Below are 25,610 nucleotides of genomic sequence, written 5' to 3'. Positions count from 1 at the left end.
TGGATGGCTCTGCATCGTGTAGCGCTGGGGTCGGCAACTCTCAACGTCCCTTCGGGGAGAGCAGCATGTCCTGCCACGTTTGATGTTGGTCGGCGTCCCGGCTGAGGTCGGTCTGCGTGTAGAGCCGGCCGTCGGGTCCGAGGTAGGTGCCGGTATTGGGGTCGTACGGTGCGACCGCAATGCCCGCCGGCGCCGCCCCCGAAGGCGGTGCGCCAGGATCCGTTGTGCCACCAAACGGTTGCGGAATGGGCTGGCCGGAGAGTGTGGCGTTGGGATCGCCTTTCCAGTTATAGCCGTCGTTCAGGGGTACGTAGTTTTCGTCACCCTCGCACATCTCGGCCGTAGGGGCGCGTTTGCCGGGCTTGGTCTCGCACGGAATGTTGCGTGCGCCGCGAACGTTGAACGGCGCGTCTTGCGGCACCCGGCAATACATGTTGCCCTCGGGCCGCGCCGGATAGTCGACGTCGGTGGGAACGCGCTGTTGCTGTGGAGGCAAGAATCCGGTAAGGCAGGCGGGCGGCAAGTTGAGGTTGAGATTGAACGACAGAAAGGCTCCCCGGTAAGCCTGTTTCGTGTTTCTGTTGGCCAGGCCGGCGCCTTGCAGGATCGAAATGCCCTGCGGTAGAAGCACCAAAAGCTGCTCGAGATCGTTGTTGTACGTGATGCCGACGCGGTCGAGGCTGACGAGGTTGTTGAGCAGGATCGGCAGCGAGGGTTCGAGCCGGTCCAGCAGGCCGCGGCTGGCGTCGGCGGCCGCGGGCCCGTTGGTCAGCAGCTTTGATACCGCGGGGTCTTGGGCCTTCAATTCCCGTGTGACGGTGGCGATGTTGGCCGCCCACGCCGCGATCGAACCCGACGTTGTGGCTTGCGAGTCGAGCACGGGCTGGGATTGGTCAGCCAGCGTGGTCAAGGCGTCAAGGTTCTTGCGAGCGTCGATCGCCAATGAGGTTGTCCCCTTGACCAACCGGGATAACTCCGGACCAAGGCCGCCGACGGCGGTGTAGCCCTCGTCAATGACGGTCTTGAGGCTGTCGTGCGGGATCGCTTGAATGCCCCGATTGGTGGCGTCGAGCAGCGCATTGATATCGGGCGGAACCGAGGCGCGGTCGACAGGAATGACGTCGCCGTTCTTCAGCACCGGCCCGCCGCCACTCCGAGGCCGCAACGTGACGAACTGTTCACCGACCGCGGTTTGGCTGTGCACTTCGGCGTCAAGGTCGGCCGGTATGGGGACCCCGGAGTTCAGCGATAACACGGCGTTCACGCCGGTGTCCGTCAACGCGACCGTCTCGACACGGCCGACCTCGGTTCCCCGGTAGGTGACGTTGCCACTGGGATAGAGGCCGGCTGCGCTGGGTAGGTGCAGGGTGACCTGGTAGTGGCCGGCGCCGAACAGGTAGTTGGGCAGCGCCATGTAGTGGAAGGCCATCGCCGACACCGCCACCAGCGTGCCGGTGGTGAAGATGGCCATCTGAATGACGACACGCTTTGGCAGATACATGATCAGGACCCCTGGTCCAATTTGTAGGGGACGACGAGCGGGTTTGCCGCGGTGTATGGGCTGGGCAGTTGCCCGATGGTGCGCCCCCACTGCATTTCCAGCTCGGTGAGGTTGCCCTCCCACCGGGTGCCGGTGAAGAACGAGGAATCGATCCGGCTCAACGTCAGGTCGATGACTGCGGTGAGGTTGGCGTAGTCGCCGCGCGCCCACTTGGTCAGCGTGTCCTTCGGGAACGGGAAGGTCGGCAGCACTCCCAACGCACGGGTCAACGCCGGGCCGGCGTCGGCCAGCGACTTCAGTACGGGCGCGACTTGGGTGAGTTCCTGCACGAGCGCGCTCTTGGTTTGGTTCACCGAGTCGGCTGCCAGCGCGGAGAACCTACCGAGTTGGGTGATCGCGTCGGCAATCGTGTTGCGTTGGTCGTTGAGCACCGCCAACGCATCTGGGATGGTCTTCAGGGCGTTATCGACGACAGGCTTCTGCGCAGCGATTTGACCGACGAGGTTGTTGAGACTCTCGGCCGCGGCGATGATGTCGTCTTTCTGATCGTTGAGATGCCCGACATACGTGTCGAGTTGATTGATCAGGCTGCGCAGGTCGTCCGCGCGCCCGGCGAAGGCGGTGCTGAGCGCTTCGGTGATGTCCTGGACTTGACCTACTCCACCACCGTTGAGTACGAGCGAGATGGCTGCGAGGGTTTGTTCCGTGCTCGGGAAGGCCCCTGCAGCCGACAGTGGGATCAGTGATCCGTTGCGCAACTTGCCTTCTGGCGGCGCATCGGTGGGTGGAGCCAGTTCGATGTGCAGCGAGCCGAACAGGCTGGTTTGCCCCAGCTTGACCGTGGCGTTCTGTGGGAGGTCGACGTCACTGTCCAACGACATGGTCAGCAGCGCATGCCAGCCCTGCATCTCGACCTTGGTGACGTTGCCCACCGTCACGTCGCCGACGCGAACACGCGAATTGGGCTGCAAATTAGTGACGTTGGGCAGTTGGGCCTGCACAGTGAACGAATCCGGTCCGCTACCGGCGGTGCCCGCCAGTGGCAAGGAATTCAGTCCGCGCCAGTCGCAACCAGCCGAACCGGCCAACGCGACCGCGATCACGATACCGGCACCGGCCCTGCGTAATCCCCCGATCACTGGCCACCTCCGGGCTGGATCATCATCCCGCTCAGACCCGTGGACGGATCGGTTGACGTGGGTTGCGCAGGGCCCGGCGCCTCGGCGGGCAACGACGCCGCATTGATGGGTGGGGCGCCGGCGGGGTTCGGCTGTGGTGGAACGTAGTCCGGACGCATCCAGTCCTCGCTGTAGGTCAGTTCGTTGGGCCGGGCAATGGCCCCGACGACCGGATTTGCTCCGATGGGCGGGAAGTTGTACTGGCGGTTCTTGACGATCGGGGCGAGGTATTGCACGCACAGTTTGGCTGCTTGTTCGGCGCCCATCCGCGAGGCGGCCTGGATGGCCCCACACAGGAACGTGATCGGGTTCTGGAAGTTGTTGACCGACAGGGCGCCGGTCAGCGTGCCCTGTGCGGGCTGATAGATGTTGATGAAGTTCTGAAGAGTGTTGGGGGCGACGTGCAGCACGTTCTTGATGTCGGGGATGCTGTCGTGCAGTGCTTGCGAAACCGAGGCCAGCTTGTCCGCGGTGATGCCCAGGGATTCACGGTTGTCGTTGACGAAGCCGGTCAGCTGAGTCGCGAGGTCGGCAACGTCGCGCACAGCGTTGCCGACCTCGTGTGGGTCGTCGGCGACCAGGTGCGTCACGGCCGCGAGGTTGTGATTCAGCTGGGCTAACAGGTCAGTGGAACCTTGCAGAGCCGACACCAGCAGCGACAGATTCTTCAGCGTCGTGAATAGATCATTACTGTGGTCACCGAGTGCCGAAATCGCTTGCGAGAGTTTGATGATGGTGTCGCGAATGGCCGCCCCCTGACCGCGCAGGTTGTCTGCGGTGGTGTTGACCAGGGCGCCCAGCGTGCTAACACCGCCTGGCTGGGTCGGCTGCAGGGCGGTGTTGAGTTTCTGCAGCTGTTGGCGGAAGTCGTCGAACTCGACGGGTACCGCAGTGCGGTCCCGACCGATGACGGTGTTATCGGCCATCACCGGTCCGGACGTATAAGGCGGGGTGAGCTGAATGGCCCGGGAGGTGACCAGCGATGGGGACAGGATGACTGCCTTGGCGTCGGCAGGAACGTTGTACTTATCATCGAGCCAGAAGCTGATCTTGACCTGCGTCGGCTGCGGTTCGATCTTGTCGATCCTGCCGACCGGGACGCCGACGATGCGGACTTCGTCGCCGACGAAAATGCCGTTGCTGTTGTCGAAGTAGGCCACTAGGTGGGTGCGGCCGATCGTGTCGCTGGTGCGCACTACGGCGACGAGTCCCGCGACGAGGACGACGACGAGCACGGCAGCCACTGCCAATCGCCGGTTGCGTGACGTCACTGACCAGCCTCCGGGTTAGTCGGGCCGGCAGGGCCGCCGGGAGTTGCGGTGGGCATTTCGCCGGGAGCTCGCTGCAGTACCGGCGTTGTGGGAGCGGATGCAGGTGCCACTTCGGCGGGCGGCCCCGGCGGTGGCCCCCCCGGTGGCGGCGCGGCTTGTGGCTCGCGGTAGGGGTAGCAGCCGGTGGGGCCGGGCAATGGCAATCCGGCTGGGCCACATCCGGGATCGCCTGGGTTGCCGGTGATCGCATCCGGCAAGTTCAGTTTCGGGTCACCGCCTTGCCCGGTGCGTGGGTAGGGCACCGGAAGCGGAGGTGTCCCGGGCTGACCGACTTGCGGATCGACGCGTTGCGAGGGCAGCAAGGTACTGGGGTCCACCCCGAGATCGGAGAATGCCGCGTCGATAAAAGGCTGGACGAATTGGCCAGGCAACAGATTTGCCAGGTAGGCCTTGAAGAACGGGCCTGAAGACACTGCTTCGCCCAGCGAGGTCGCATAGTCGCGGAGACCCTTGAGCGCCTCTTGGACCTTGGCCTTGCGGTTGTCGACGATGGTAAGGACGCCGTTGAGCCGGTCCAGCGCGGGTTTCAACGTCGTGCGATTGTCGGCGATCAGGCCGTTCAACTGTTGGGCCAGCGTCGAAAAGTTCTGGGACAGTTGGTCGAGGGCGCTGCTCTGGCTTTCCAGTTGGACGAGAAGCGCATTGGTATTGCCGACCAAGCTGACAATCTCATCGCTGCGTTTGGCGAGGATTCCGGTGGCCTGGTTCGCGTTGCTCAACAAGCTTCGCAGCTGCGCGTCACGTTGGTCGAGCGTCTGGGAGAACCGTGCGACTCCCGCGACGGCGGCCTGTAGTTGCGGTGGAGTATCTGCGAAGGTCTGCGCGAGCACCGACAGCGAGCTGGACAGTTGGTCGGTGTTGAGCCCGCTGATGGTCGCCGAGAGATCGCCAAGCGCATCGGGAAGTTGATACGGCGATGTGGTTCGCTCCAACGGGATCGTGCCATTCTGTGGGCCGTCTCCGCGCGGTGTCACTTCCAGCACCTTGGAGCCCAGAAGCGCCTTGGTCTTGATCGCAGCCTCGGAGCGATCCCCCACCCGGATCTCGTCATCCACGACAAAGGTGACGAGTGCGTGCGAATCTCTCAATGTGATGGATTTGACCTCGCCGACCTTGTATCCCGCGACTTGGACGGAGGCCCCGGTCTTCAGTCCACCTGCATCGGCGAACGACGCCGAATAGGTATGTGTACTGGTCATGGCGAGCAGCCCACGGAACTCGAGCGCACCGATCGCCATCGCGGTCAACACGACCGCACCGACGGCGCCGAGTAGCACTGGGTTGCGTTCGGAGATCGGCTTCATCGTGGCGTGCACCTGCCCGAGTCCTGTCCGGCCAGTTTGACGTACACCGGTTGGCCGCCCTTCCCGTTGACTTTGAGCACCAGATCGCAGATGTAGAAGCTGAAGTAGTCACCGTTGAGGGCCTGACGTCCGAGCACCTTGTAGGAGTCGGCCAGCGTGTTGAGCAAGTCGTCGAAGTAGTCCTTGTCGTTGAGCACCTGCGAGGCCACCCGATCGGTTTGGGTCACGGTGTCCTTGACTGCCGGACGGGCTTGCGACAGCAAGTCGGCGATCGACGCCGAGGCAGCGTTGGCATAGGCCAACCCATTACTGAGGTCTTGCTTGCGTGCCGCTAGGCCGCCCACCAAGGACGACAGCGAGTCCACGGCCTTGGCGAACTGGTCACCCTGCCCTGCCAACGAGCCAAGGACGGTGTTGAGGTTGACCACGACCTCTCCGATCAGCTGGTCACGATCGGCCAGCGTGCTGGTCAACGCTGCGGTCTGGTTCAAGAACGATCCGATCGTGGCTCCTTGGCCTTGAAACGCCGAGATCAGTTCGCCGGATAGTGCGTTGACCTGTTTGGGATCCAGCGCGCGGAACAGCGGCCGGAAGCCTCCGATCAGCGCATCCAGGTCCAGGGCGGGAGCGGTGTGATCCACACCGATGGTGGCGTTCTCGGGCAGCCTTCTGGTGCCGCCTGCCCCTTCGAGCAACTCGAGATAGCGCCCGCCGATCAGGTTGTCGTAGCGGATGGCTGCGCGGCTACCGTCGGTCAGGATCACATTGTCGTTGGCGCTGAACTGCACCGAAGCCGTGTTGTCGCGGTTGACCGAGATGTGGCTGACCTTGCCGACTTCGACGCCGGCGACCCGCACGAAGTTTCCATTGGCCAGTCCGCTGACGTTGCTGAAGATCGCCGTGTAGGTCTTGCCTCCGTGGAACCGGAACTGCGCGTAGATCGCCAGCAGGGCAAAGGTTCCCAGCAGACAGACCACGACGAAGACGGAAAGCCGCACGACTACGCCGAACAAGTTGTCTCTCACGGCGTCCCTTCTAGGCTTGGTTTGAACGGGCGAGCGACGGCGTTCACGGTGACGGCGCTGCCGGAACCGGAAGCGGAGTTGCCGGTGGGTAGGGCTGCATGTCGGCCGGGTGGGGAACCACGAACGGTTCCGATCCCGGTGGTGGTGGGCCCGGGTCCGGTGGTGACATCGGGGCAGGTGCCGGCGGCTCGCCGGGGTAGAGCGGGGTGCCGTCCGGCGCGTACATCGGCGCACCGTATGGCGGGGCACCCGGATACGGAATCGGACCGGGTGCGGGGCCACGGTCCTGCCCGCGCAGCGTGGGTGGCTGGGGATAGCCGCGAGTAGTCGGAAAGAAGTCGGTGTAGAACGGACGCCCGATCCCCGGGTTGGGCCGGACGTCGACTCCGGTGCCCCACCCGGTGTTGGTGATCAGTTCGCGCACCGGGAAGTTGTTGGCGACATCGGGTAGCGACCCACAACCCGGCTTCCCGCCAGGTCCACCCTTGGCACCGACGATCGGCAGGTTATCAGGGTAGCGATACTGGTCCTTGCCGAACAGTAAGGCCGCGTCGACGACGAGCGACTTGCCGTTGTCTCCGCCGGCGATACCGGGATAGCCGGTGTCCAGCAGGGTCTTGGCTCCCATCAGCAGGCAGGTGTACTCCGGGTTGTACTTGGCCAGCAGAGCCGTCGTTGTTTGCAGGTCGTTGATCGACCGGATGAAATTGTCCCGGTTGGGCGCAAGCAGGTTGACGCCGCTGTTGGCGAATCCAGTGATGTTGAGCAGCAACGCATCCAGTTGCTGGGACTGTTTGGTAACAGTGCTGCTGGTCGTACTGGCCGCGTCCAGCGTGGCGAGGATGTTCTGCGTAGCAGCGCTGTAGGAGTCCGCGAATCCCTTGAGCGAGCGCCAGTCTGCACGAATGGTGTCGGCTCGCGGATTCAGCTGCAGGAGCACCTTGTTGAGAGCCGTGGTGGCCTCCCCCATGCGCTCGCCCTGTCCTCGTACTCCTTCAGCCAGCGCCGACAAAATGGAGTTGAGCTTCGCGGGATCGATCTGATTGAGCAGGTCCACCAAGTTCTCGAACACCGTGTTGACTTCGGTGCTGACGTTCTCCGACGTCAACACTGCACCCGCGGCAAGCCGCTTCGGGCTGGGGTCGGTGGGATACACCAGTTCTACGTACTTGGCCCCGAAGACGGAAGTGGCGTTGATGCGGGCTTGGACGTTGGCAGGAATGAACTCGAGCTGATTCGGAAAGAGATTGAGCCGCAGGCTGACTGGTGTCCTTCCACCGGTGACCATGCCGACTTCACCGACCTGCACACCGCGCAGCTTGACCTTGGCGCCCACCTCCATCACCAGACCGGCGCGATCGGAGACAACAGTCACGGGTACGTATTGGCTGAACGCGTTGGTGAACATGCCCATGGTGACATAGACGAAACACACGATTAGTCCCACGAGACCGAACGCCCACCATCGCCGGGGCCGACGCCCGGTGTTCGCTTCCGTTTTTCTCATGCTCACCCTGCGAAGTTGAAGTGTCCGGACTGGCCGTAGATCGCCAGCGACATGAACAGGACGACGACACCCGCGGTGATCAGTGAGGTCCGCACGGCTCGACCGACGGCTTCACCCACGCCAGCCGGGCCTCCCGACGCGTTGTACCCGTAGAACGTGTGGACCAGCATGATCACCACCGCTATCACCAGAGCCAACAAGAACGACCACAACATGTCGGAGGTGGATAAGAAGGTGTAGAAGTAGTGGTCGTAGACACCGGTGGATTGCCCGTAAAGAAACGTCGTGCCGAAACGGGCCGCGAAGAACGATGCCATCACCGCCACGCAGTACACCGGGATGACGACGATGATCCCGGCGGCCACGCGAGTTGACGCCAGATAGGCCACCGACCGAATACCCATGACCTCGAGTGCATCGATCTCCTCGTTGATCCGCATCGCACCGATCTTCGCGGTCGCTCCCGCCCCGATCGTCGCCGCCATTGCCACGCCGGCCGTCAAGGGCGCGATCAATCGCACGTTGAAGAACGCCGAGGCGAATCCCGTCAGCGCTTCGACACCCACTTGCGAGAACTGGTTGTATCCCTGCACTGCGACCAGAGCGCCGGTCGACAAGGTGAGGAACCCCACGATCGCCGTGGTGCCGCCGATCATGACGAGAACACCTGTGCCCAAACTCATTTCCGCGATCAGCCGGATAGTCTCGGCCGTATAGCGAGTCAGGGCGTCACCGAGTGAGATTACCGTCTTGAAATAGAACTGAGCTTGTGCGCCGATTCGATCAACGCCGTCATCTATGGACCTGAACCACCGATTAATCCATAGAACTCGTTGTGCACGAGCCTGATTGACGCTCATGATCGCGCCTGGAAGGCGACCGCGGTCACTATCACATTGATCACGAACAGCGCGACGAATGAGAACACCACGGTCTCGTTCACGGCGTTGCCCACCCCGGCGGGGCCACCGCCTACGGATATCCCCTTGTAGCAGGCGATCAAGCCGGCGGTGAGGCCGAAGAGTGTTGCCTTGATCAACGCGACCACCACATCGCTCACCCCCGTGATTAGCGTCATCCCCGACACGAAGGCACCCGGAGTGACGTGCTGAAAGAACACCGAGAACACGAAGCCGCCGGCTAAACCGACGAGGATCACCAGTGAGGACAACAGCAGGGAAACGGTCGTGGCAGCCAGCACCCGGGGCACAACCAGTGATCGAATCGGGTCGACCCCCATCACGCGAAGTGCCTCGAGTTCCTCACGGATGGTGCGTGCACCCAGATCGGCGCACATCGACGTCGCACCGGCCCCCGCAACGACAAGGACCGTCACGATTGGTCCTGACTGATTGACGGCACCGATCGACGCGCCAGTGCCCGAGAAGTCTGCCGCACCGAACTCCACAAGCAGCACGTTGAACGTGAATACGGTCAACACGATGAAAGGCAGACACAACATCAGCGCCGGTACCAACGACACTCGAGCTACAAACCACGTCTGAAATAAGTACTCTCGCCAGGCGAAGGGCCACCGAAACATGCACACAAAGGTTTCGACGGCCATGGCAACGAAGTCGCCGAATCCGCGAAACGGCTTCGCGGCAACACCACTGATGGTCACGGGCACACCATCGTCTCTCGCTGTGGCAGCACCCGCGATATCAGATGTGCCGTTGGGCGTTTGACCAGATGCATTCAGTCTCCAGGAAACTAGCGGTGAACGATTCGCAACGCATCGTTCGAGCAGATCTCGATCAGGTTCCCGCACGCGAGCGGCGTGCGCATCAGTCCAACTACGGATTTTTCTACCTACGTACCTCACGCCTGCGGACCTCTGGCGGACCGAACAACGAAGTCGGACGGGACTGCCGATCTCCGTCGACCCATTTGTTACCGCGGACCGCTACGGCGCCGTTGGTCAGTCGGCACTCAACCGGAGTGGCGGGACAAGGCGCTTGGGAATGCTCACCGAGACTCCGCGCGTCGCCGCATCGTACGCGGCGCGTCCACCGGTGAGGCCAGAGCCACTGGCACGCGCCGGCTCATACATCCGCACCAATCCGCTGCCCTGCCACTGGTTGATCCAGACCATACCGACTGGGAGCTGCGCTGCCGCCTCGGCGTGTGTCACATCGTTGGTGAATATTGTTGCTGCTAAGCCGAAGTGGGACTCAGCGGCGTTGGCAAGGCCTTCTTCAAAGCTCGCCACTACCTGTACCGGCAACACCGGACCGAAAGTCTCTTCGTGCATGACAAGCATGTCAGACGTGACATCGGTCAGCACCGTTGCGGGATAGTAATAGCCTGGTACATCGGGTATCTCGCCACCAACAAGAATCTTGGCACCCTTGGCGCGCGCGTCTTCGATGTGATACCTGACAATGTTGCGCTGAGCGGCGTCAACCATAGGTCCAATGGAAATCTGACCAGCACTGCGCTTCTCTCCCATCACGTATCGCCGCGCTTCGGCAACCAACGCGGTGATCAACGCATCAGCGATGCCTGCTACGACGTAGACGCGCTCGATCGAGGTGCAGATCTGACCCGAGTTGACGAACGCCGCGTATGTCAGCTGCGCTGCGACATTCTCGACGTCGACGCCGAGATCGACGATGGCCGCGTCCTTTCCGCCGAGCTCCAAGACAGCTCGGGCAAGGCGCGGTGCAGTGGCCTGTGCGACCTGACGACCGGCACCTACTGAGCCGGTGAAGTTGACCAGCGCGACGTCGGGATTCTCGCTCAGCGCCCGTCCCGTTCGACCATCGCCGACGACCAGGTTGATCACTCCTACAGGTAGAGCGCACTGCTCAAGCATCCGGACTGCTGAGGGCGTCGCTTTTTCTGACGGCTTGACGACGACGGTATTGCCGGCAGCGAGGATTGGTCCCAGACCAAGCAAAATGCCCGCGACGGTGAAGTTCCACGGCACGATCAGTGCGACCACACCCACCGGTGCATGCCTGGTGAAGGTTCGGATCTCGTCGTTGCCGCCGTACTCCTCGTCGAACGGGTAAGTTGCGGCGTCCTTCAGGGACTCGCGAAACACCTCGATGCCCGCTAGAACGAACTGAGTGCCGATGTCTACCGGCTTGCCCATTTCCAGGCTTTCGGCCGCAGCGAGATCGGCGGCTGCGTCCTCGAGTGCGTCAGCGAATTCGTTCAACGCCTCAAGCCGATCGGCTAGATCCATGGCAGCCCAATTCGGTTGCGCTGCAGCCGCAGATTTGACCGCCAAGTCGACATCCGCGGCGGTGCTGACCGGCAACTCCAGGTGGATCTTTCCGGTGAACGGGTCAGCCCTGAGGATCGAGTCGGTGGTTAGCGGTTCAACCCACGCTCCACCGATGAAGTTTCTCACGGGCTCCATTGCGGTCCTTTCAGGATTTTTCGTATTCGAATGCGCGGGATGGGTGTCTGGGATCCCACTAGTGGAACGACTGGAAGGCCCGCAGATAGATGCTGGCGGCGTCGGTCAGATCGTCGACGTACACCCATTCGTCTGCGGTGTGGGCCTGAGCTATGTCTCCCGGGCCGAGCAATACCGTCGGGATGGACAGGTCATTGCGGTAGAAGCGCGCGTCGCTGCCGAGCATGCTGCCAGTGACCACCGAATCGCTGCGTACCGATGCAACCGTCTCCCCGATCCACGCGACAATGGGATGGGCCCGGTCGATCTCAGATGCTTGCACGAACGTAATGACTTCGGCGTTCACGTCCACCGGCGGATGAAGTGATGCGACGGCGTCCAGCAATTCCCGGATCGAAGACTCGCATGATGCGCCGGGGAGTATTCGGCGGTCCACCTCGATGGCGCAGGACTCAGCGATGACGTTCGGCGCGGCGCCCCCCCAGATTTTTCCGACGTTACAAGTGGGCCGGCCGAGCAGCGGATGTTCGACGCCGAAGTCGCGCAGATGGAGCGTGTCGACGATTCGCGCGGCGCCGGCAATCGCCGACACACCAGAATCTGGAACGCTCCCGTGGCCGCCACGGCCGTTCACGGTGAGTCTGGCGAATAGTGCGCCTCGCTCTGCCACGCCTACGTGGAGTCCGGTCGGTTCGGGTATCAAGCACGCATCGGCGGCGAGGTATCCATGTTCCATCAGCCATCGAGTGCCCAGCTTGCCACCGGTCTCCTCATCGGCGACGAGATGGAAGGCGACGTTCGTACTCGGTAGCAGGTCATTGTCGGTCAACGTACGGATCGCTTCGATCGCCGCGCCGATGCCGCCCTTCATGTCACAAGCACCGCGCCCGTAGAGCTTGCCGCCACGAACTTCCGGAGTGAACGGATCGCGTGTCCATCTCTGACCCGCGACTGGAACAACGTCGATGTGGCCGTTGACTGCGAGTGTTCGAGTGGGATCTGTGCCGCGCACGATGGCCAGAACCGAATCCCGCTGTGCGCCGGCAGATATCACTTCGACGTCAGCGCCCAGACTGCTCATGACCTCAGCGAGATACAGTGCCAACTTGTCTTCACCACCAGGCGGATTCGACGAGTCGAATCGTATGAGCTGCTTCACCAGCTCGACGAGACGATCAGTGTCGACTGTGGTCCTCATCGGGACGGCTCCGCTCGATCAGGCGAGTGCTGACCAGCTGGCCTCGAGTTTGGATCTAGGAAGACGCGGTAGCCCAGATCGTTGAGGTCTCGCGCGACACCCTCCCTCATGGCGACATGGCCCACAACACCATCGTCAGCCGTTATCGTGGCGCCGACGGCGATTCCAAGCAGGCTGGCATCGTGAATGAGGCTCACGATCGCTGTCCGTCGCGGCGGAAGAAAGATCTCCTTTGTGTCTTGCGGCGGGTGCACATCGCTCACGTGGACGCGCAGTAACGGCCGTTTGCCGTTCAGTTGCGCCGCGAGCCGTGCCGCTTCGCTGAGACAGCCAGCGTCGAGCATGACGAATTCTTCGTATCCCTTTTCGGTTGCCGCGCGCACGGCGTTCGCCCCTTCACGATGGCGGTGTTCGACGATGAGTGAGAATCGCATGACGATCCCTTCGTCCGATGGATGGGTCGTTGGCGATCAGTGGGCGGCTAGGGCCCGAAACTCGCTCTCTAGTGAATGACCGGATCCACCTCTGGGAGCACGTGGTCTGAGAACGCTTTTCATGTCGCGGGCACGCTTAGTCGAGGACCGCGACGTGGATCGGCGGTCGACGCTGGGCCCACGGCCGCGCCTCCTCAAGCTGAGCGGCCAGGGAAAGCAGGAGGTCTTCCTCGAACATCCGGCCGCCGAGGTGAATGCCGATGGGCAACCCGTCGGTAGCCGTCATCAGCGGAACATTGAGTGCGGGGGCGCCGGTCACGTTGTAGAGACAGCACACTGGGTACTCCTCGAGCACCGTTTGCACCCATTCGATCGAGGTCGCCGGAGAGGTCTTCGTATCCAGATGCGTTGTGGGTACGTGCACCCGGTTCGCCGTTGGTTGGACGATGGTGTCATGGCCGGCCATGAATTTCGCGTAACGCCTGGTGATGTCGTTCATCCTTGCGTAGGCGTTGGCGAGATCGAGGGCACCCAGTGACATGCCGTACTCGTAGGAGACGAGAGTGGACGCGTCGAAGTAATCCGGCGAAATGTCCACGCCACCGATCTCGGCGACCTGCGTGACGGTCGCTGCGACGCCGAAGCCCCAGATCACGTTGAAGGCGTCGATGAGTCCGAACCAGTCGATCGGATGCTCGACGACCGCCACTTCATGGCCGAGGTCTGTCAAGAGCGTGGCAGTCGCGTTCACTGCGTCGACGACCTCGTGGTCGACGGGCACATCCGACATCGACTCCGATGTAACGGCGATACGCAGTCCCGTCGGGCGTTGCCGGGTTGCGTCCAAGTAGGACCTACTCGGTGGGATTGCGGCGTATCGATCGCCGGCTTCGTAACCGTGGACGGCGTCGAGAAGTCTTGCGGTGTCACGAACGCTCCGGGTGATCGCGAACTCGATCGCGTTCCCACCCATGATCTCGGCGAAGTCCGGTCCGGCCGAAACCCGAGCACGAGATGGCTTCAGGCCGACCAATCCTGCTCGCGCGGCGGGGATGCGAATGGAACCGCCGCCATCGTTGGCGTGCGCCATCGGAACGGCTCCAGCGGCCACAAGAGCGGCAGACCCTCCACTCGAGGCACCTACGGTGACGTCGGTGTTCCACGGGTTGAGCGTTACCCCGGTCAGACGTGAGATCGTCACACAACTCAAGGCGAGCTCCGGGGTTGTCGTATTGGCTACCAATACGAGTCCGGCCTTGAGGAAACGTTCCATCAGCGCGGTGTTGCCGTCGAAGACCAGGCCGTCCTTGAGCGCCAGCGTGCCCATCCTCATGGGAACGCCCTTCGCATGGCACACAACATCTTTGGTAACGAATGGGACGCCGCCGAATATGCCGTCGGTCGCGGGTAGAACAGGTGGAACGGACCACGGCCCATCGACGACGGCGTTGAGCCGGCTGTCCATCTGCTGCACGGCGTCGATCGCGGTGTGATGGACCTCGTCAGCGCTCACCTCGCCATTGCGGATGGCAGCGGCCAACCCGGTTGCGTCGTAGGCTGCGTAGTCGGCGAATTTCATCGCCATCTCAACTTTCTCTTGATCGTCGTGCTGGGGTGCAGAGCGCAGCCATGGCGTGCAGAACGGCCACGCGCTGCAAGGACGGTCAATAGGACCCCTGCACTGCACTCCCAGTCGTGTTCCAGATGTCTTGGTGCATGCGCCAAACTTCGCCTTCCAGAACGTGGGTGACGATGCAGTTGTTCTCTGCCTGCGTCGTTCCGTCAGCCGTGCGGATGGTGCCTCTCGTGCGGCTCTGTTCGACGATGAGGCCATCGGCCACGACGAGACCGCTCAACCACGCCTCCTGCTTGATCAGGCCCGCCTCTAGGAACCTTCCGATCGCATCCTTTATCGCCGCGCGACCTTGTATCAGTGCACCGTCGGGTGTCATGAGCACTCCGTCGGCGGTGTACAACTGCGCGAACGCGTCTGCATCACGCGTCTCTACAGCGTTGGCGATCGCCGCGAAGGCGTTCTCGACGATATGCCGAGCTTCGACGTCGGACAGTGCCGCGCCGACTGTTCGAACGATCTTGACCTCGTTCACAGCGCGCGATTTGCTTCAGAGTATTCGTCGATACTGGTCTTCTGGTGAGCATCGCCTGGCAGCACGCCGACGGGTCCGCTGCGCAGGACGGCCTTGGGATTCTTGAAGTGCGGAATCACGTAGCGACCGATGGTCTCGATTGTCTCCATCAGTTCTCTGTGCGGGCCGTTGTCGATTCGCATCACGACCTCGTTGGCACCGATTGACTCGAGTCGCTCGATCATTTCGATCAGATGCGCGGGGTCGCCCACCATCACACTGGGACCGCAGTTTCGCAGCCATTCCGTATCGTTGATCTTGTCCTGAATCTCGCCGTACATCGCGAATTCGCGGTACATCTCGGATCGCTGCGCCAGTTGGACGTACAGATCCTTCAGAACGATGTTCGACATCATGATCATGTCTCGCTCGCCGATTTCCATCGCGCGATCATTGGTGTTGGCGCACCGGACGGTGTTCGCAATGAGGCCGACGACGTTGGTGTTTCGGCGGACAATCGGCTTGAGTTCGTCGTCTTTGACCGAGGTGTAGCAGGAAATCAGCCGCTCGGCCTCTTCCCACCCGAGCCACATATCCGAGGTGAGACAGCCCATTCCGAGCACTCTCGCCTCATGAATGGATCCCGCAGTTTGCGCGATCTTGAACAGCGGCGGGTGTGGTTCCTGAACGCCCTTGGGGGTGAGCTGCCGCGGCGGGAAGCTGCCCCAGTACTTGCCGTCGTGCTCGAAGACGTCGTCGGACACCGCGCGGACGAATAGCCTCATGGCCTCGTCAGCCCGGGCCTTCGACTCGTCCAGCGGTACGCCGAAGGCGTCGAGCTGAAGCAGAGTGTTGCCACGAACGAACGCAACCTCTACCCGGCCATCGGAAAAGATGTCCTCCGACATGGTTTGCTCCGCGATCAGAACTGGGTTGACCGCCGACGCCAACCGACCCATGTGGCGCAGACGTATCGTGTTGGTGCGCATCGCGACAGCGGTGAAGATCACCTCTGGCGAAGGCGTGCACGCCATCTCACCGATGAAGTGATGCTCAGAAGTTCCCCAGGTGTCGAACCCCATCTCTTCGGCGAACACCGCCTCCTCGACGAGATCGAGGTAGCGGCGCTTGTAGGAACTGCCACGGTTCACAGCAGCCTCGGTGAACATTGTGAATTTCAACGACTTCTCCCTCATCGGATGCGCGGGCTACCCGCATTCACTGCGTGCTTTGGGGCAGCCGACTGAACGACGCTTGCTCAGTCGAGACTGCACCAGCCGCCGCTGAGTTGAATCCGCAATGAGTACCGATTTACGTCCCCCGCCAAATCTCAGTACTCGTCTCCGTACTTCTACGCAGCCGGCTCCACGGATTCTTCCGGTCGCACCCGACGGCCCTTGGCGGTCGGTGCGGTACCGGGATAGAAAGCGACTCGCCTCACGACGCCGCATCGCGGGCAGCGCCGAGGGAAGCCGCTACGTGCGGGGTCGAAGCGTGCGTGAAACCCAAACACGATCAACGATTTTCGACCGACCTACGCTGACAGCCTTAGGGTTCTGATTCGATCAGGTCGGTCATCAACCGGGTGACGGTCGGTAGCCTGCGGCGGAGTTGCGTAGCGCCCAGATCTGACTGGGGCACAGGATGCCGACGGCGTTGGAGACGACGTAGTTGGCGGCCTCTTCGTCGTTGGGCATGAGGTCCGTCTTGACGTCGGTCATGACTGCGGCGTAGGGGACGCCGCGGGTGACCTTGTCGCAGATGCCGTAGCCGTAGCCGAGGGCGTCGTTGTCGGGGAAATCGAAATGGCGCCGCACGACGACGTCGTAGGTGTACTCGATTTCGGGTCCTGGGACAGCGTGCGCCGCCGGTGCCTGCGCGAGGACCCCGCCGACGGCTGCCAGGACAGCCACGGTGATGGCCGGGTAGCGATGCTTCACTGACATCCTCCGATCGATCACCGCTGCGTGGTGCTGAGTCCGGCCACGGTTGCGCGATGAAGGGCGGTGGGAGCGGTAATGAGATCGGCGGTGCAGGTGTGGGTGGCTTCGAGGTCGTCGCGGATGGCTTCCTGGGCGGCTGGGGGCAGGGTGTGCAGGATCTGGCGGACGCGTTCTTGGCGGCGGCGCACAGCGTCACGTTCGGGGATACCCGGGGTGACCGTCAACTGCGGGGGCACACCCACGATTTCTTCGACACCACCATCATGATGACCGGCATCGACCATGGCCTGCTCTTCGGCCATGGTGGCCTCGTCCTTCTCCTCCGACATCCCGATCGGACCGATCCGGCGGCCGTTAAGGAACTGCCGCACCACCGGCTCATCAGAGGTCAACAACACCTCCCGCGGACCGAACATCACCAAATGCTTACGGAACAACATCCCGATGTTGTCGGGCACCGTACGAGCAATGTTGATGTTGTGCGTCACGATCAAAATCGTGCAATCGATCTGAGCATTGATATCAATCAACAACTGCGACAGATACGCCGTCCGCACCGGGTCCAGACCCGAGTCAGGCTCATCACACAAAATGATCTGCGGATCCAGCACCAACGACCGCGCCAACCCGGCCCGCTTACGCATACCACCAGAAATCTCACCAGGGAACTTGTTCTCATCCCCACCCAAACCCACCATGTCGAGCTTTTCCATCACGATCTGGCGGATCTCGGATTCCTTCTTCTTCGTATGCTCACGAAGCGGGAACGCGGTGTTATCGAACAGGTTCATCGACCCGAACAACGCACCATCCTGAAACATCACCCCGAACAAGGTGCGGATCTCGTAAAGCTCCTTAGCCGAGCACTCGATGATGTTGGTGCCATCAACGATGATCTTGCCCCGCTCCGGGCGCAACAAACCGATCAACGACTTCAAAAACACCGACTTACCCGTACCCGAAGGCCCCAACAACACACTGACCTCACCAGCGGGGATATCAAAGGTGACGTCCTCCCAGATCCGCTGGGAACCAAACGACTTCGTCAACCCCTCGACCGCAATACCAATACCCACGCCAGATGCCTCTCGTGCTAGTAATTCGCTCGTAGCCGCGGGTGCATCGCGAGGGCCACCGGGTAATTGGCGCTGACAGACGTCAGCCCATCGAATCGCGGAAGTGGCAGCGACACGGTTCTGGTCTCCTCATCGGATGCGAAGGCTGCCCGCAATCACGGTGTGTGTTCGGGCGGCAGACTGGACGACGCTTGCCCCGTCGATACTGCACCGGCCATCGCTGGGTGGAATCCGCAATGAGTACCGAATTCTCTCGTATCGCCAAACCTCAGTACTTCGTCTCAGTACTTCGTCTCAGTACTTCCACGTATCCCGATCGCCCGTTCACAGGGTGCTCAGACCGAGAATCGCCACGCTGCGTTCGCGCATCTCGGCCTTGCGGACCTTTCCGGTGACGGTCATGGGGAACTCGTCGGTGACGTGTACGTACCGAGGGATCTTGTAATGCGCAAGCCGGTCCGCGGCAAAGCCACGAATCGCGGCGGCGTCCAACGGCGGACGACCAGATTTCATCCGAACCCAAGCGCAGATCTCTTCACCGTACTTTTCGTCGGGCACGCCAATGACCTGTGCGTCATCGATGTCGGGGTGAGTGTGCAGGAACTCCTCGATTTCTCGTGGATAGACGTTCTCGCCGCCACGGATCAACATGTCCTTGATCCGGCCGACGACGCTGCAGTAACCGTCATCTCGCATGACCGCCAGATCCCCTGTGTGCATCCAGCCATCGGAATCGATTGCCTCGGCGGTCTTCTCGTCGTCGTTCCAGTATCCCAGCATCACCGAGTATCCGCGTGTGCAGAATTCGCCGGGCACTCCACGTTCGACCACCTCGCCCGAGGTCGGATCGATGATCTTGATCTCGACGTGTGGGTGGACGCGGCCAACCGAGGCGGTGCGACGTTCGATATCGTCGTCAACCAGCGTCTGACACGACACGGGTGAGGTCTCGGTCATTCCGTAGGCAATCGCAAGCTGGGACAGGTTCATGTCATCGATGCAACGCTTCATCACCTCGACGGGGCACACAGCGCCCGACATGATTCCGGTCCGCAATGATGTGAGGTCACGGCCGTCGAAACTCGGATCATTCAACATGGCAATGAACATCGTGGGCACGCCATACACGCCTGCGCAGCGCTCGCGTTCGATTGCGTCGAGGGTGGCCGTTGGGTCGAACCCAGGGGCTGGGATGACGATCGTTGCTCCATGAGTGGTGCAGCCCAAATTCGCCATCACCATACCGAAGCAATGGTAGAACGGGACCGGAACGCAAAGACGTTCCCCCGCTGCGAGTCTGATGATCTCGGTGACGAAGTAGCCGTTGTTGACGATGTTGCGGTGTGACAACGTGGCGCCCTTGGGAAAACCGGTCGTTCCCGAGGTGTACTGAATGTTGATCGGCTCGTCGGGGAGCAGGCTTGCCATGCGCTCAACCAGTTGTTCGGTGGTGACCTCGATTGCGCGCGAACGCAGTCGGCTCCAGTCGGCGGTGTCGAGGAAGATGACGTCAGTCATGTCGGGTGCTTGCACACGAACGGCGTCGATCATATCCGCATAGTTGGAGGACTTGAAGGATGTCGCCGCGATCAACGCGCGCACACCGGCCTTATTGAGCACGTAGGCGAGTTCTTGGGTGCGGTAAGCCGGGTTGATGTTGACCAGGATGGCGCCAATCGCCGCCGTGGCGAACTGGCTGATGACCCACTGTGCGCAGTTGGGCGCCCAGATGCCCACTCGGTCGCCCTTGTCGATGCCAAGGGCCATGAGTGCACGCGCAAAAAGCCTGATCTCGCTTTCAAGTTCAGCGTAGGTATAACGGCTACCCTGCTTGAGATCGATCAAGGCATCGACCTGAGGATACGCAGCAGCAGTGCGCAGGAAGTTCGCTGCCACAGTGTCTTCAAGGATTGCCGGGTGCAGTGGACCTACGTCGTGGGCCTTCATCAGAATCGGACCGCCGGGCGTCGGCCAATCGGACTCGTCCCGCCCAGTCGGGCACCACAGCGCGGATCGGTGAAAGTGTTCATGGAGGTATGGTGTACGTCACAATCGCCTCTTGCTACCCCCGAAGGAGGGCACGCGTGGCTGTCGTCTCACCGCTACTGCGGCCACGTGACTCGGATGCACTGCGCGCAGAACTTCGGCTGCTGGCGCAGACCGGATCACTGCCCGTGCTCTTCGCCGGCAGCGTCGACGGCGACGTCCTACTGCTGAGCGAGTTCGCCGGGACACGAACGAATCTGCTACGGGGACTGACGATTCGACCGCGTTCCGGTCTCGGTGGGATCAGCATGGTCACCGGGCGACCGCATGCCGTCGCCGACTATCGTCGAGCCGCGACCATCACGCACGAGCACGACGTACCCGTATCGTCGGAGGGACTGCGTGCGGTGTTCGCAGCGCCGGTGCTCGTCGAAGGCGTTGCCAGGGCGGTCATATATGGCGCACATCGCTCCAGTGCCCCCATCGCTGGACGTGCCGCTGACTTAGTAGTGCAATCTGCACGCACACTGAGTTACGAGTTGCGTGTCCGCGACGAAGTAGACCGTCGGGTGCGCATGCAGCAAGCACATGCCAGCCAGTCCGGGCCGCCAGTCATCCCTGCCCCAGAGATCAGGGCCGTCCATGCCGAGTTGCGCCGGCTGGCCAAACTCACAACGCCGGTTTCCTCGACCGATCTCCTCAGACTGGCGGGCCAGCTGTCGCGGTCCCTCCTGGACGAGGCGCCGGACGCCGAGGCGCTGTTGACACCGCGCGAGATGGACGTCCTCATTGAGGTAGGTCTGGGCTGCACCAATAGACAAGCAGCGCAACGCCTGTCCTTGCGTCCTGAGACGGTGAAAGCCTATCTGCGGAGTGCCTCCGCCAAGTTGGGTACTTCAAGCAGGCACGAGGCGGTAGCGACAGCTCGCCGCTTGAAGTTGATTCCCTAGAAAGAACCAGGACCCGGACCTCGCCACTGTGTCGAGGACCGGCACCTGCGCACCTCACCACCAGCCCCAAGGCGGTTCTCGCTATGGGCAGTTGACACACTTCGAGCGAACCGCGTTCGCCAAGTTCCTCGAACCATTTGTGGCTGGCCACATCCCGCGCGACAGAGCGACACGCAGACCAATGACCGTGACAGGTTGATTCGGGACCGGTGTGACGGCTTGGTTCGGGAGCACTTTGACGGCTCATCGGCGTGGTTGTGACGGTTTGGTTCAGGACCACCTCAACGTTGGCTCCACGGTTGTTGAAGCGAGTTGGGTGGAGGCCCGATGGGACTGCGTGTGGAGTTGTTCGCCGATATTCGCCGGGACGCCCGGACCGAAGGGTTGTCAATCCGGGGAGCTCGCGCGTAAGTACCAGGTAGGTCGAGACACGGTTCGGCAGGCGTTGACCAGTCCGGTCCCGTCGCCGCGAAGAACACCGGTGCGCCGGTCACCAAGGCTGGAGCCGTTCAAGGCCGCCATCGACGAAATGTTGTGGGCCGATACCGCCGCGCCACGCAAGCAACGCCATACCGCACGGCGGGTTCCGCACCGACTGATCGACGAGCACGACGCCTGCGAGTTGCCGTACTCGACGGTGCGAGATTACGTGCGGGTCCGCCGAGCCCAGATCGACATCGAAGCTGGCCGACGTGTGGAGGTATTTGTCCCGCAGTAACATCAACCGGGCGCGGTAGCTGAAGTGGACTTCGGCGAGGTCTGGGTGATGTTGCGCGGGGTGAAGACCAAATGCCACATGTTCGTGCTCTGGCCGGCCCACTCAGGCTAGGCCATTCACCGGATCTATCCGACCCAGGGCCAAGAAGCATTCCTAGGAGGCCACTCGAGGCTTTCACCGCGATCGGCGGGGTGCCAACGCGTCATATCCGCTACGACAATCTGACCAGCGTGGTCACCGCGGTTCTACATGGTCGTAACCGTCGCCGCACTGAAAATCAGCGCTGGATCATGTTCCGGTCACACTATGGCTTCGACGCGTTCTACTGCCAACCCGGTTCTAGCGGCGCGCACGAAAAGGGCGGTGTGGAAGGAGAAGTCGGTCGATTTCGGCGCAACCGGTTGACCCCGATGCCCGAGGGCGATTCTCTCGACGAACTCAACGACCGTATCCGGAGCTGGGAAACCGACGATAATGACCGCCGCATCGGCGACCGGGTCCGCACCGTCGGTGACGACTTCGCTGCCGTACGACCCTTGCTGCACCCACTGCCCACCGAGCCGTTCGATCCGGGCCTTATGCTGACCCCGCGGGCCGACCGCTCCTCGCTGATCCACCCTGCACCGAGTCAAAGCCGCAGGCTTCCCACGCCAGAAATGGCTGGGCGAATTCGATTTCGACGCCAACGCCAACGTTAACGCCACGACCATTCACCAGCTGGCCGCCGGCGACTGAATCGCCAAAGGCCAACTCCTGTGCCTGATCGGTGACTCTGGAACCGGCGAGTCCCGTCTGCTCATCGCATTGGGCACCGCCGCAGACGAGCGCGGCTACCGGGTCCGCTACATCCTGGCCACCCGACTGGTCAACGAACTCGTCGAACCCGCCGACGACAAACAACTCATCAATACCATCAACCGATACGGCTGCGTCGATCTCCTCCTGTTAGACGAACTTGGCCACATGGAACTCGACAAGGGGTGCGCCGGGCTGCTCTCCCAGGTGTTGACCGAGAGGAAGGAAAAGAACGCCATCGGAATCGCGAGCAACGAAAGCTTCTCCCGGTGGACCAAAAGCTTCACCGACCCGTGGCTCTGCGCAGCCATCGTCGATCGCCTCAGCTTCGGGGGCACCATCATCGAAACCGACTTCGCCTCTTACCGACTGGCCCACACCCGCGCGAATCGACCCTTATGTCGCGGGTCGGTGCTTCATCGCGAAAATGCTCGTCAGAGACGCCTCGGCTGCTCTGAATAGGTCGGTCTGCCGAGATCAATTGGGTCGAGGACTACGCGATGGAGATGATCAGTTTGCCTGTGACTTGCCCGTTGGCGCTGACTTCGTGTGCCTGTGCGGTCTTTTCGAGCGGGAATCTCTGTTCTATGCGCAACCGAAATTTATCTTCGGAATAGAGTCGCGCTACGTCGGCCAAGACTGCTTCCGGATTTTTCGGAGGCCCGGCCGAGAATCGCGCTCCGTGCTGCGGGGCGGTGAGATCGACGACGGACACCACTGCCCATGGATCACCAACGATATCAATCAATTCCGGTATGACCCCCGCCCCAGCCAAATGCAGGGCAGCGTCAACCCCCTGCGGCACTAAATCTTTCACGCGCTGAGCCAGGCCCGGTCCGTATGTTGTGGGGATGGCGCCGAGTTCGCGCAGATAGTCCTGCTGCTGGGGGTTTGCTGTGCCGATGACCGTGATCCCCCGGTGGAGCGCGAATTGAACAACAGCGGTTCCGATCCCGCCTGCAGCGCCGCTGATCAGTAGAGTTTCGCCCGGTTGCACGCCGGTGTGATCGAGGCTGCGCGAGGCCGTCTCGGCGATCACCGGCAACCCGGCAGCAACCTCGAAACACATGCTCTCGGGCTTGCGCATCCAGTGCGACAGAATTGCGCACTCGGCAACCGTGTTTTCACCATAACCGAAGACCGCATCTCCCACACCGACACCGCATACGCCCGGGCCTACTTCGTCGATGACACCGGAGGCTTCGACGCCGACCCCGGCGGGAAAGGTGACCGGGTCGAACTCGCGGTATTGCCCGGCCCGACGCTTCCAGTCAGATGGATTGACCCCCGCCGCGTGCACGGCGATCCGCACTTGTCCCGGACCGGCCTGTGGCGCGTCGACCTCGACGACCTGGAGAACCTCGAGGCCGCCGTATTCGCTGAACCGAACCGCCCTCATCCGCTTGCTCCGTGCCGTTCATTCGACTCGGCGATGGCTCGGCGCACTGCGGGCACGATCTCATGCATCCAGCGCCCAACCGCCGAGTCCGATAGATCGCGGCGAAGGTAGAACAATCCCGCCGCGTCGTAATCGATAACCGCCGAGGTCAGTTCATCAATCCATTGTTCGGTCGAGCCACCAACCCAGCGGCCCTCTTCATCACGGGGCCTCAGGACCGCCCGGTCGGTGATCTGACCGCCGACGTTGTAGATGGTGACGATGTCGGCGGGGCTTCGGCCCGCCGCAACCGCAGCGTCGTCGATGACCGGGCGCCACGCCTTAACCTGGGGACTACGCCAGTCCGCGGTGTGGGCCGGAATCCAGCCATCAGCGAGGCGACCGGTAATCGCCAGCGATCGAGGTCCTTGCGAACCCGTCCAGATCGCAGGAGTGGGCTGCGGAGACGGATCCGCGCCGCGAAGTTGGTAAAACTGGCCGGCGAAGTCGACCGGCGGCCCGCCGCCAGTGAGTGCGTGCATCACGGTGATCGTCTCCTCCATCGCCTGCACCGATTCGGCAGGCGAACGCGGAGTGACACCGAGGCGGGCCAGCTCGTCCCACAGGCTGCCTGCGCCGACACCGACGATGATGCGCCCGTCCGAGAGTGCCGACAGGCTGGCCACCGTGCGTGCCAGCAGCGGAGCTGACCGGATGCCAATGTTGGTGAGATTGACCACGCCACGGAGCTGCCGGGTGGCACCCAAGACCATGCTAACCGCGGCATAGGCATCGACACGGTCAGCAAAGTTGGGATGGTCGGGGATCGAGACCACGTCCAGACCCGCGGCATCACATGCTTTTGCCTGCGGGAGTATTCGGTTTGCGGCGGCGAGATCGGGTGGAAGACCTAAACCGAACAACACCCGGGCGGCACTCATTGGCTCATCCAGATCTCGTGAGAAGCGCAGTCGATCTCATTGGATTCCGACCACAAGATACGTACACGAACACTGTTCTATAGACGATGGGCGTTCGTGTCAAGTTATGCTGGTGAGCGTGAACCCCCGGCAGCGTCGCGCCGCACGCCACCAACTAGTCGCGGAAACCACTCCGTCTCGGGTGCGCCGCGCAACCCCGATCACCGTGGAGTTGATCCTTGACACCGCGCTGGGCATCGCCGCGGCTGAAGGCTATGAAACGCTGAGCATGCGCCGATTGGCGACCGCGCTCGACACCGGCCCCGCTTCGCTGTATGCCCACGTCGTCGACAAGGCTGACCTCGACGGGCTGCTTATCGGGAGATTGTGCGCGAACCTTGAGCTCCCCGAGCCCGATCCGATTGCCTGGCGTGAGCAAATCCACAACATGTGCGCCCAGATTCGCGACCAATACCTCAAATACCCCGGCATTTCGGGCGCCGCACTGGCGATGTTTCCCACCGACCTGCAGACCCTGCGGGTCAGCGAAGCAATGCTGGCCATCCTGCTCGCCAGCGGCACCGACCCACAGACCGCCGCCTGGACCGCCGACGCCCTGCTGCTCTACATCGCAGGATACTGTCTGGAGAACTACATCCTGGCGCAACGCAAGAACCACAACCACGCTGACTGGATCCTCGACACCGAAGAACTACACCGCCAACTCACCGAACTACCTCCGGAGGCCTTTCCTCACACCACCCGGTACGCAGCCGAACTCACCGCAGGCACAGGCCACGACCGATTCGACTTCACCGTTACTCTCATGCTCAACGGCCTCGCCCGCCCACCAAAGAGTGAGCTGTCAAACCCAAAGAGTCGCTGAACACCAGGGCGTCGTGCAATTTC

The 25,610-nt window shown here is 62.1% G+C and carries 21 protein-coding genes and 2 pseudogenes; 4 read left to right on the top strand and 19 right to left on the bottom strand.

Features of this window, described 5'->3' with window-relative positions:
* Positions 1-40 precede the first annotated feature (40 nt).
* The 17 genes from G6N38_RS15840 to G6N38_RS15760 all read right to left on the bottom strand — a co-directional run bounded on the left by G6N38_RS15840 (position 41) and on the right by G6N38_RS15760 (position 19,901).
* Entirely contained in the window at positions 41-1,501 is a 1,461-nt protein-coding gene (locus tag G6N38_RS15840) for an MCE family protein (protein WP_163749007.1), read from the bottom strand.
* A 2-nt stretch (positions 1,502-1,503) separates the two neighbouring features.
* A complete protein-coding gene (locus G6N38_RS15835) occupies positions 1,504-2,640 on the bottom strand; it encodes an MCE family protein (RefSeq protein ID WP_163749005.1) in 1,137 nt (378 codons plus the stop codon).
* Positions 2,637-3,950 carry an MCE family protein gene (locus G6N38_RS15830; protein WP_163749003.1) on the bottom strand — a complete coding sequence of 438 codons (1,314 nt, stop codon included), beginning with the start codon at positions 3,948-3,950 and terminating at the stop codon, positions 2,637-2,639. The genes G6N38_RS15835 and G6N38_RS15830 overlap by 4 nt, the downstream gene beginning before the upstream one ends.
* The gene (locus G6N38_RS15825; RefSeq protein WP_163749002.1) at positions 3,947-5,314 is read right to left on the bottom strand and encodes an MCE family protein; all 1,368 of its coding nucleotides are present in this window, start codon (positions 5,312-5,314) and stop codon (positions 3,947-3,949) included. Before G6N38_RS15825 ends, G6N38_RS15830 begins: the two co-directional genes overlap by 4 nt.
* Positions 5,311-6,339, bottom strand: a complete 1,029-nt coding sequence (locus tag G6N38_RS15820) for an MCE family protein (protein WP_163749000.1) — start codon at positions 6,337-6,339, stop codon at positions 5,311-5,313. The genes G6N38_RS15825 and G6N38_RS15820 overlap by 4 nt, the downstream gene beginning before the upstream one ends.
* Positions 6,340-6,382: 43 nt before the next feature.
* Positions 6,383-7,846, bottom strand: coding sequence for an MCE family protein (locus G6N38_RS15815; RefSeq protein WP_163748998.1), 1,464 nt, complete (start codon positions 7,844-7,846; stop codon positions 6,383-6,385).
* A 2-nt stretch (positions 7,847-7,848) separates the two neighbouring features.
* A complete protein-coding gene (locus tag G6N38_RS15810) occupies positions 7,849-8,706 on the bottom strand; it encodes an ABC transporter permease (protein WP_163748996.1) in 858 nt (285 codons plus the stop codon).
* Positions 8,703-9,413 (bottom strand): MlaE family ABC transporter permease, encoded by a 711-nt coding sequence (locus tag G6N38_RS15805; protein WP_163752041.1) that lies wholly within the window; start codon positions 9,411-9,413, stop codon positions 8,703-8,705. The genes G6N38_RS15810 and G6N38_RS15805 overlap by 4 nt, the downstream gene beginning before the upstream one ends.
* A 354-nt stretch (positions 9,414-9,767) precedes the next feature.
* Complete coding sequence (locus tag G6N38_RS15800) at positions 9,768-11,216, bottom strand: aldehyde dehydrogenase family protein (RefSeq protein ID WP_163748994.1); 1,449 nt, start codon at positions 11,214-11,216, stop codon at positions 9,768-9,770.
* A 58-nt stretch (positions 11,217-11,274) separates the two neighbouring features.
* Positions 11,275-12,414 carry a M20 family metallopeptidase gene (locus G6N38_RS15795; RefSeq protein ID WP_163748992.1) on the bottom strand — a complete coding sequence of 380 codons (1,140 nt, stop codon included), beginning with the start codon at positions 12,412-12,414 and terminating at the stop codon, positions 11,275-11,277.
* Positions 12,411-12,848: a hypothetical protein gene (locus tag G6N38_RS15790; RefSeq protein ID WP_163748990.1), complete on the bottom strand. Its 438-nt coding sequence runs from the start codon at positions 12,846-12,848 to the stop codon at positions 12,411-12,413. Before G6N38_RS15790 ends, G6N38_RS15795 begins: the two co-directional genes overlap by 4 nt.
* A 136-nt stretch (positions 12,849-12,984) precedes the next feature.
* The gene (locus G6N38_RS15785; protein ID WP_163748988.1) at positions 12,985-14,433 is read right to left on the bottom strand and encodes an amidase; all 1,449 of its coding nucleotides are present in this window, start codon (positions 14,431-14,433) and stop codon (positions 12,985-12,987) included.
* 79 nt (positions 14,434-14,512) lie between these two features.
* Positions 14,513-14,956 (bottom strand): YybH family protein, encoded by a 444-nt coding sequence (locus G6N38_RS15780; RefSeq protein WP_163748986.1) that lies wholly within the window; start codon positions 14,954-14,956, stop codon positions 14,513-14,515.
* Positions 14,953-16,116 (bottom strand): LLM class flavin-dependent oxidoreductase, encoded by a 1,164-nt coding sequence (locus G6N38_RS15775; RefSeq protein WP_163748984.1) that lies wholly within the window; start codon positions 16,114-16,116, stop codon positions 14,953-14,955. The genes G6N38_RS15780 and G6N38_RS15775 overlap by 4 nt, the downstream gene beginning before the upstream one ends.
* Positions 16,117-16,512: 396 nt before the next feature.
* Positions 16,513-16,881, bottom strand: a complete 369-nt coding sequence (locus G6N38_RS15770; RefSeq protein WP_163748982.1) for a DUF732 domain-containing protein — start codon at positions 16,879-16,881, stop codon at positions 16,513-16,515.
* A gap of 11 nt (positions 16,882-16,892) precedes the next feature.
* Complete coding sequence (locus tag G6N38_RS15765) at positions 16,893-17,954, bottom strand: ABC transporter ATP-binding protein (protein WP_322790532.1); 1,062 nt, start codon at positions 17,952-17,954, stop codon at positions 16,893-16,895.
* Between the two features lie 324 nt (positions 17,955-18,278).
* Positions 18,279-19,901, bottom strand: coding sequence for an AMP-binding protein (locus G6N38_RS15760; protein WP_163748980.1), 1,623 nt, complete (start codon positions 19,899-19,901; stop codon positions 18,279-18,281).
* 137 nt (positions 19,902-20,038) lie between these two features.
* Between G6N38_RS15760 and G6N38_RS15755 the strand changes: the two genes are divergently transcribed.
* The 3 genes and pseudogenes from G6N38_RS15755 to G6N38_RS15745 form a co-directional block, all read left to right on the top strand.
* Positions 20,039-20,890 carry a helix-turn-helix transcriptional regulator gene (locus G6N38_RS15755; RefSeq protein ID WP_246227237.1) on the top strand — a complete coding sequence of 284 codons (852 nt, stop codon included), beginning with the start codon at positions 20,039-20,041 and terminating at the stop codon, positions 20,888-20,890.
* Between the two features lie 327 nt (positions 20,891-21,217).
* A pseudogene (gene istA, locus G6N38_RS30710) lies at positions 21,218-22,222 on the top strand (IS21 family transposase); the annotation flags it as partial.
* 10 nt (positions 22,223-22,232) lie between these two features.
* A pseudogene (locus tag G6N38_RS15745) lies at positions 22,233-22,865 on the top strand (ATP-binding protein); the annotation flags it as partial.
* Positions 22,866-22,896: 31 nt separating this feature from the next.
* On the opposite strand, the gene G6N38_RS15740 reads toward G6N38_RS15745, so the two are convergent.
* Both G6N38_RS15740 and G6N38_RS15735 read right to left on the bottom strand, forming a co-directional pair.
* On the bottom strand, positions 22,897-23,802 hold the full coding sequence (locus G6N38_RS15740) for an NADP-dependent oxidoreductase (protein WP_163748976.1): 906 nt from the start codon (positions 23,800-23,802) through the stop codon (positions 22,897-22,899).
* Positions 23,799-24,722 (bottom strand): LLM class flavin-dependent oxidoreductase, encoded by a 924-nt coding sequence (locus G6N38_RS15735; RefSeq protein WP_163748974.1) that lies wholly within the window; start codon positions 24,720-24,722, stop codon positions 23,799-23,801. Before G6N38_RS15735 ends, G6N38_RS15740 begins: the two co-directional genes overlap by 4 nt.
* Before the next feature lie 118 nt (positions 24,723-24,840).
* Between G6N38_RS15735 and G6N38_RS15730 the strand changes: the two genes are divergently transcribed.
* Positions 24,841-25,587 carry a TetR/AcrR family transcriptional regulator gene (locus G6N38_RS15730; protein ID WP_246227235.1) on the top strand — a complete coding sequence of 249 codons (747 nt, stop codon included), beginning with the start codon at positions 24,841-24,843 and terminating at the stop codon, positions 25,585-25,587.
* The last annotated feature ends 23 nt before the right edge of the window (positions 25,588-25,610 follow it).

The organism is Mycolicibacterium helvum (assembly GCF_010731895.1).
Lineage (GTDB): Bacteria > Actinomycetota > Actinomycetes > Mycobacteriales > Mycobacteriaceae > Mycobacterium > Mycobacterium helvum.
The sequence above is the reverse complement of the archived record's forward strand: the minus strand, read 5'-3'. Positions and strand labels throughout refer to the sequence as shown.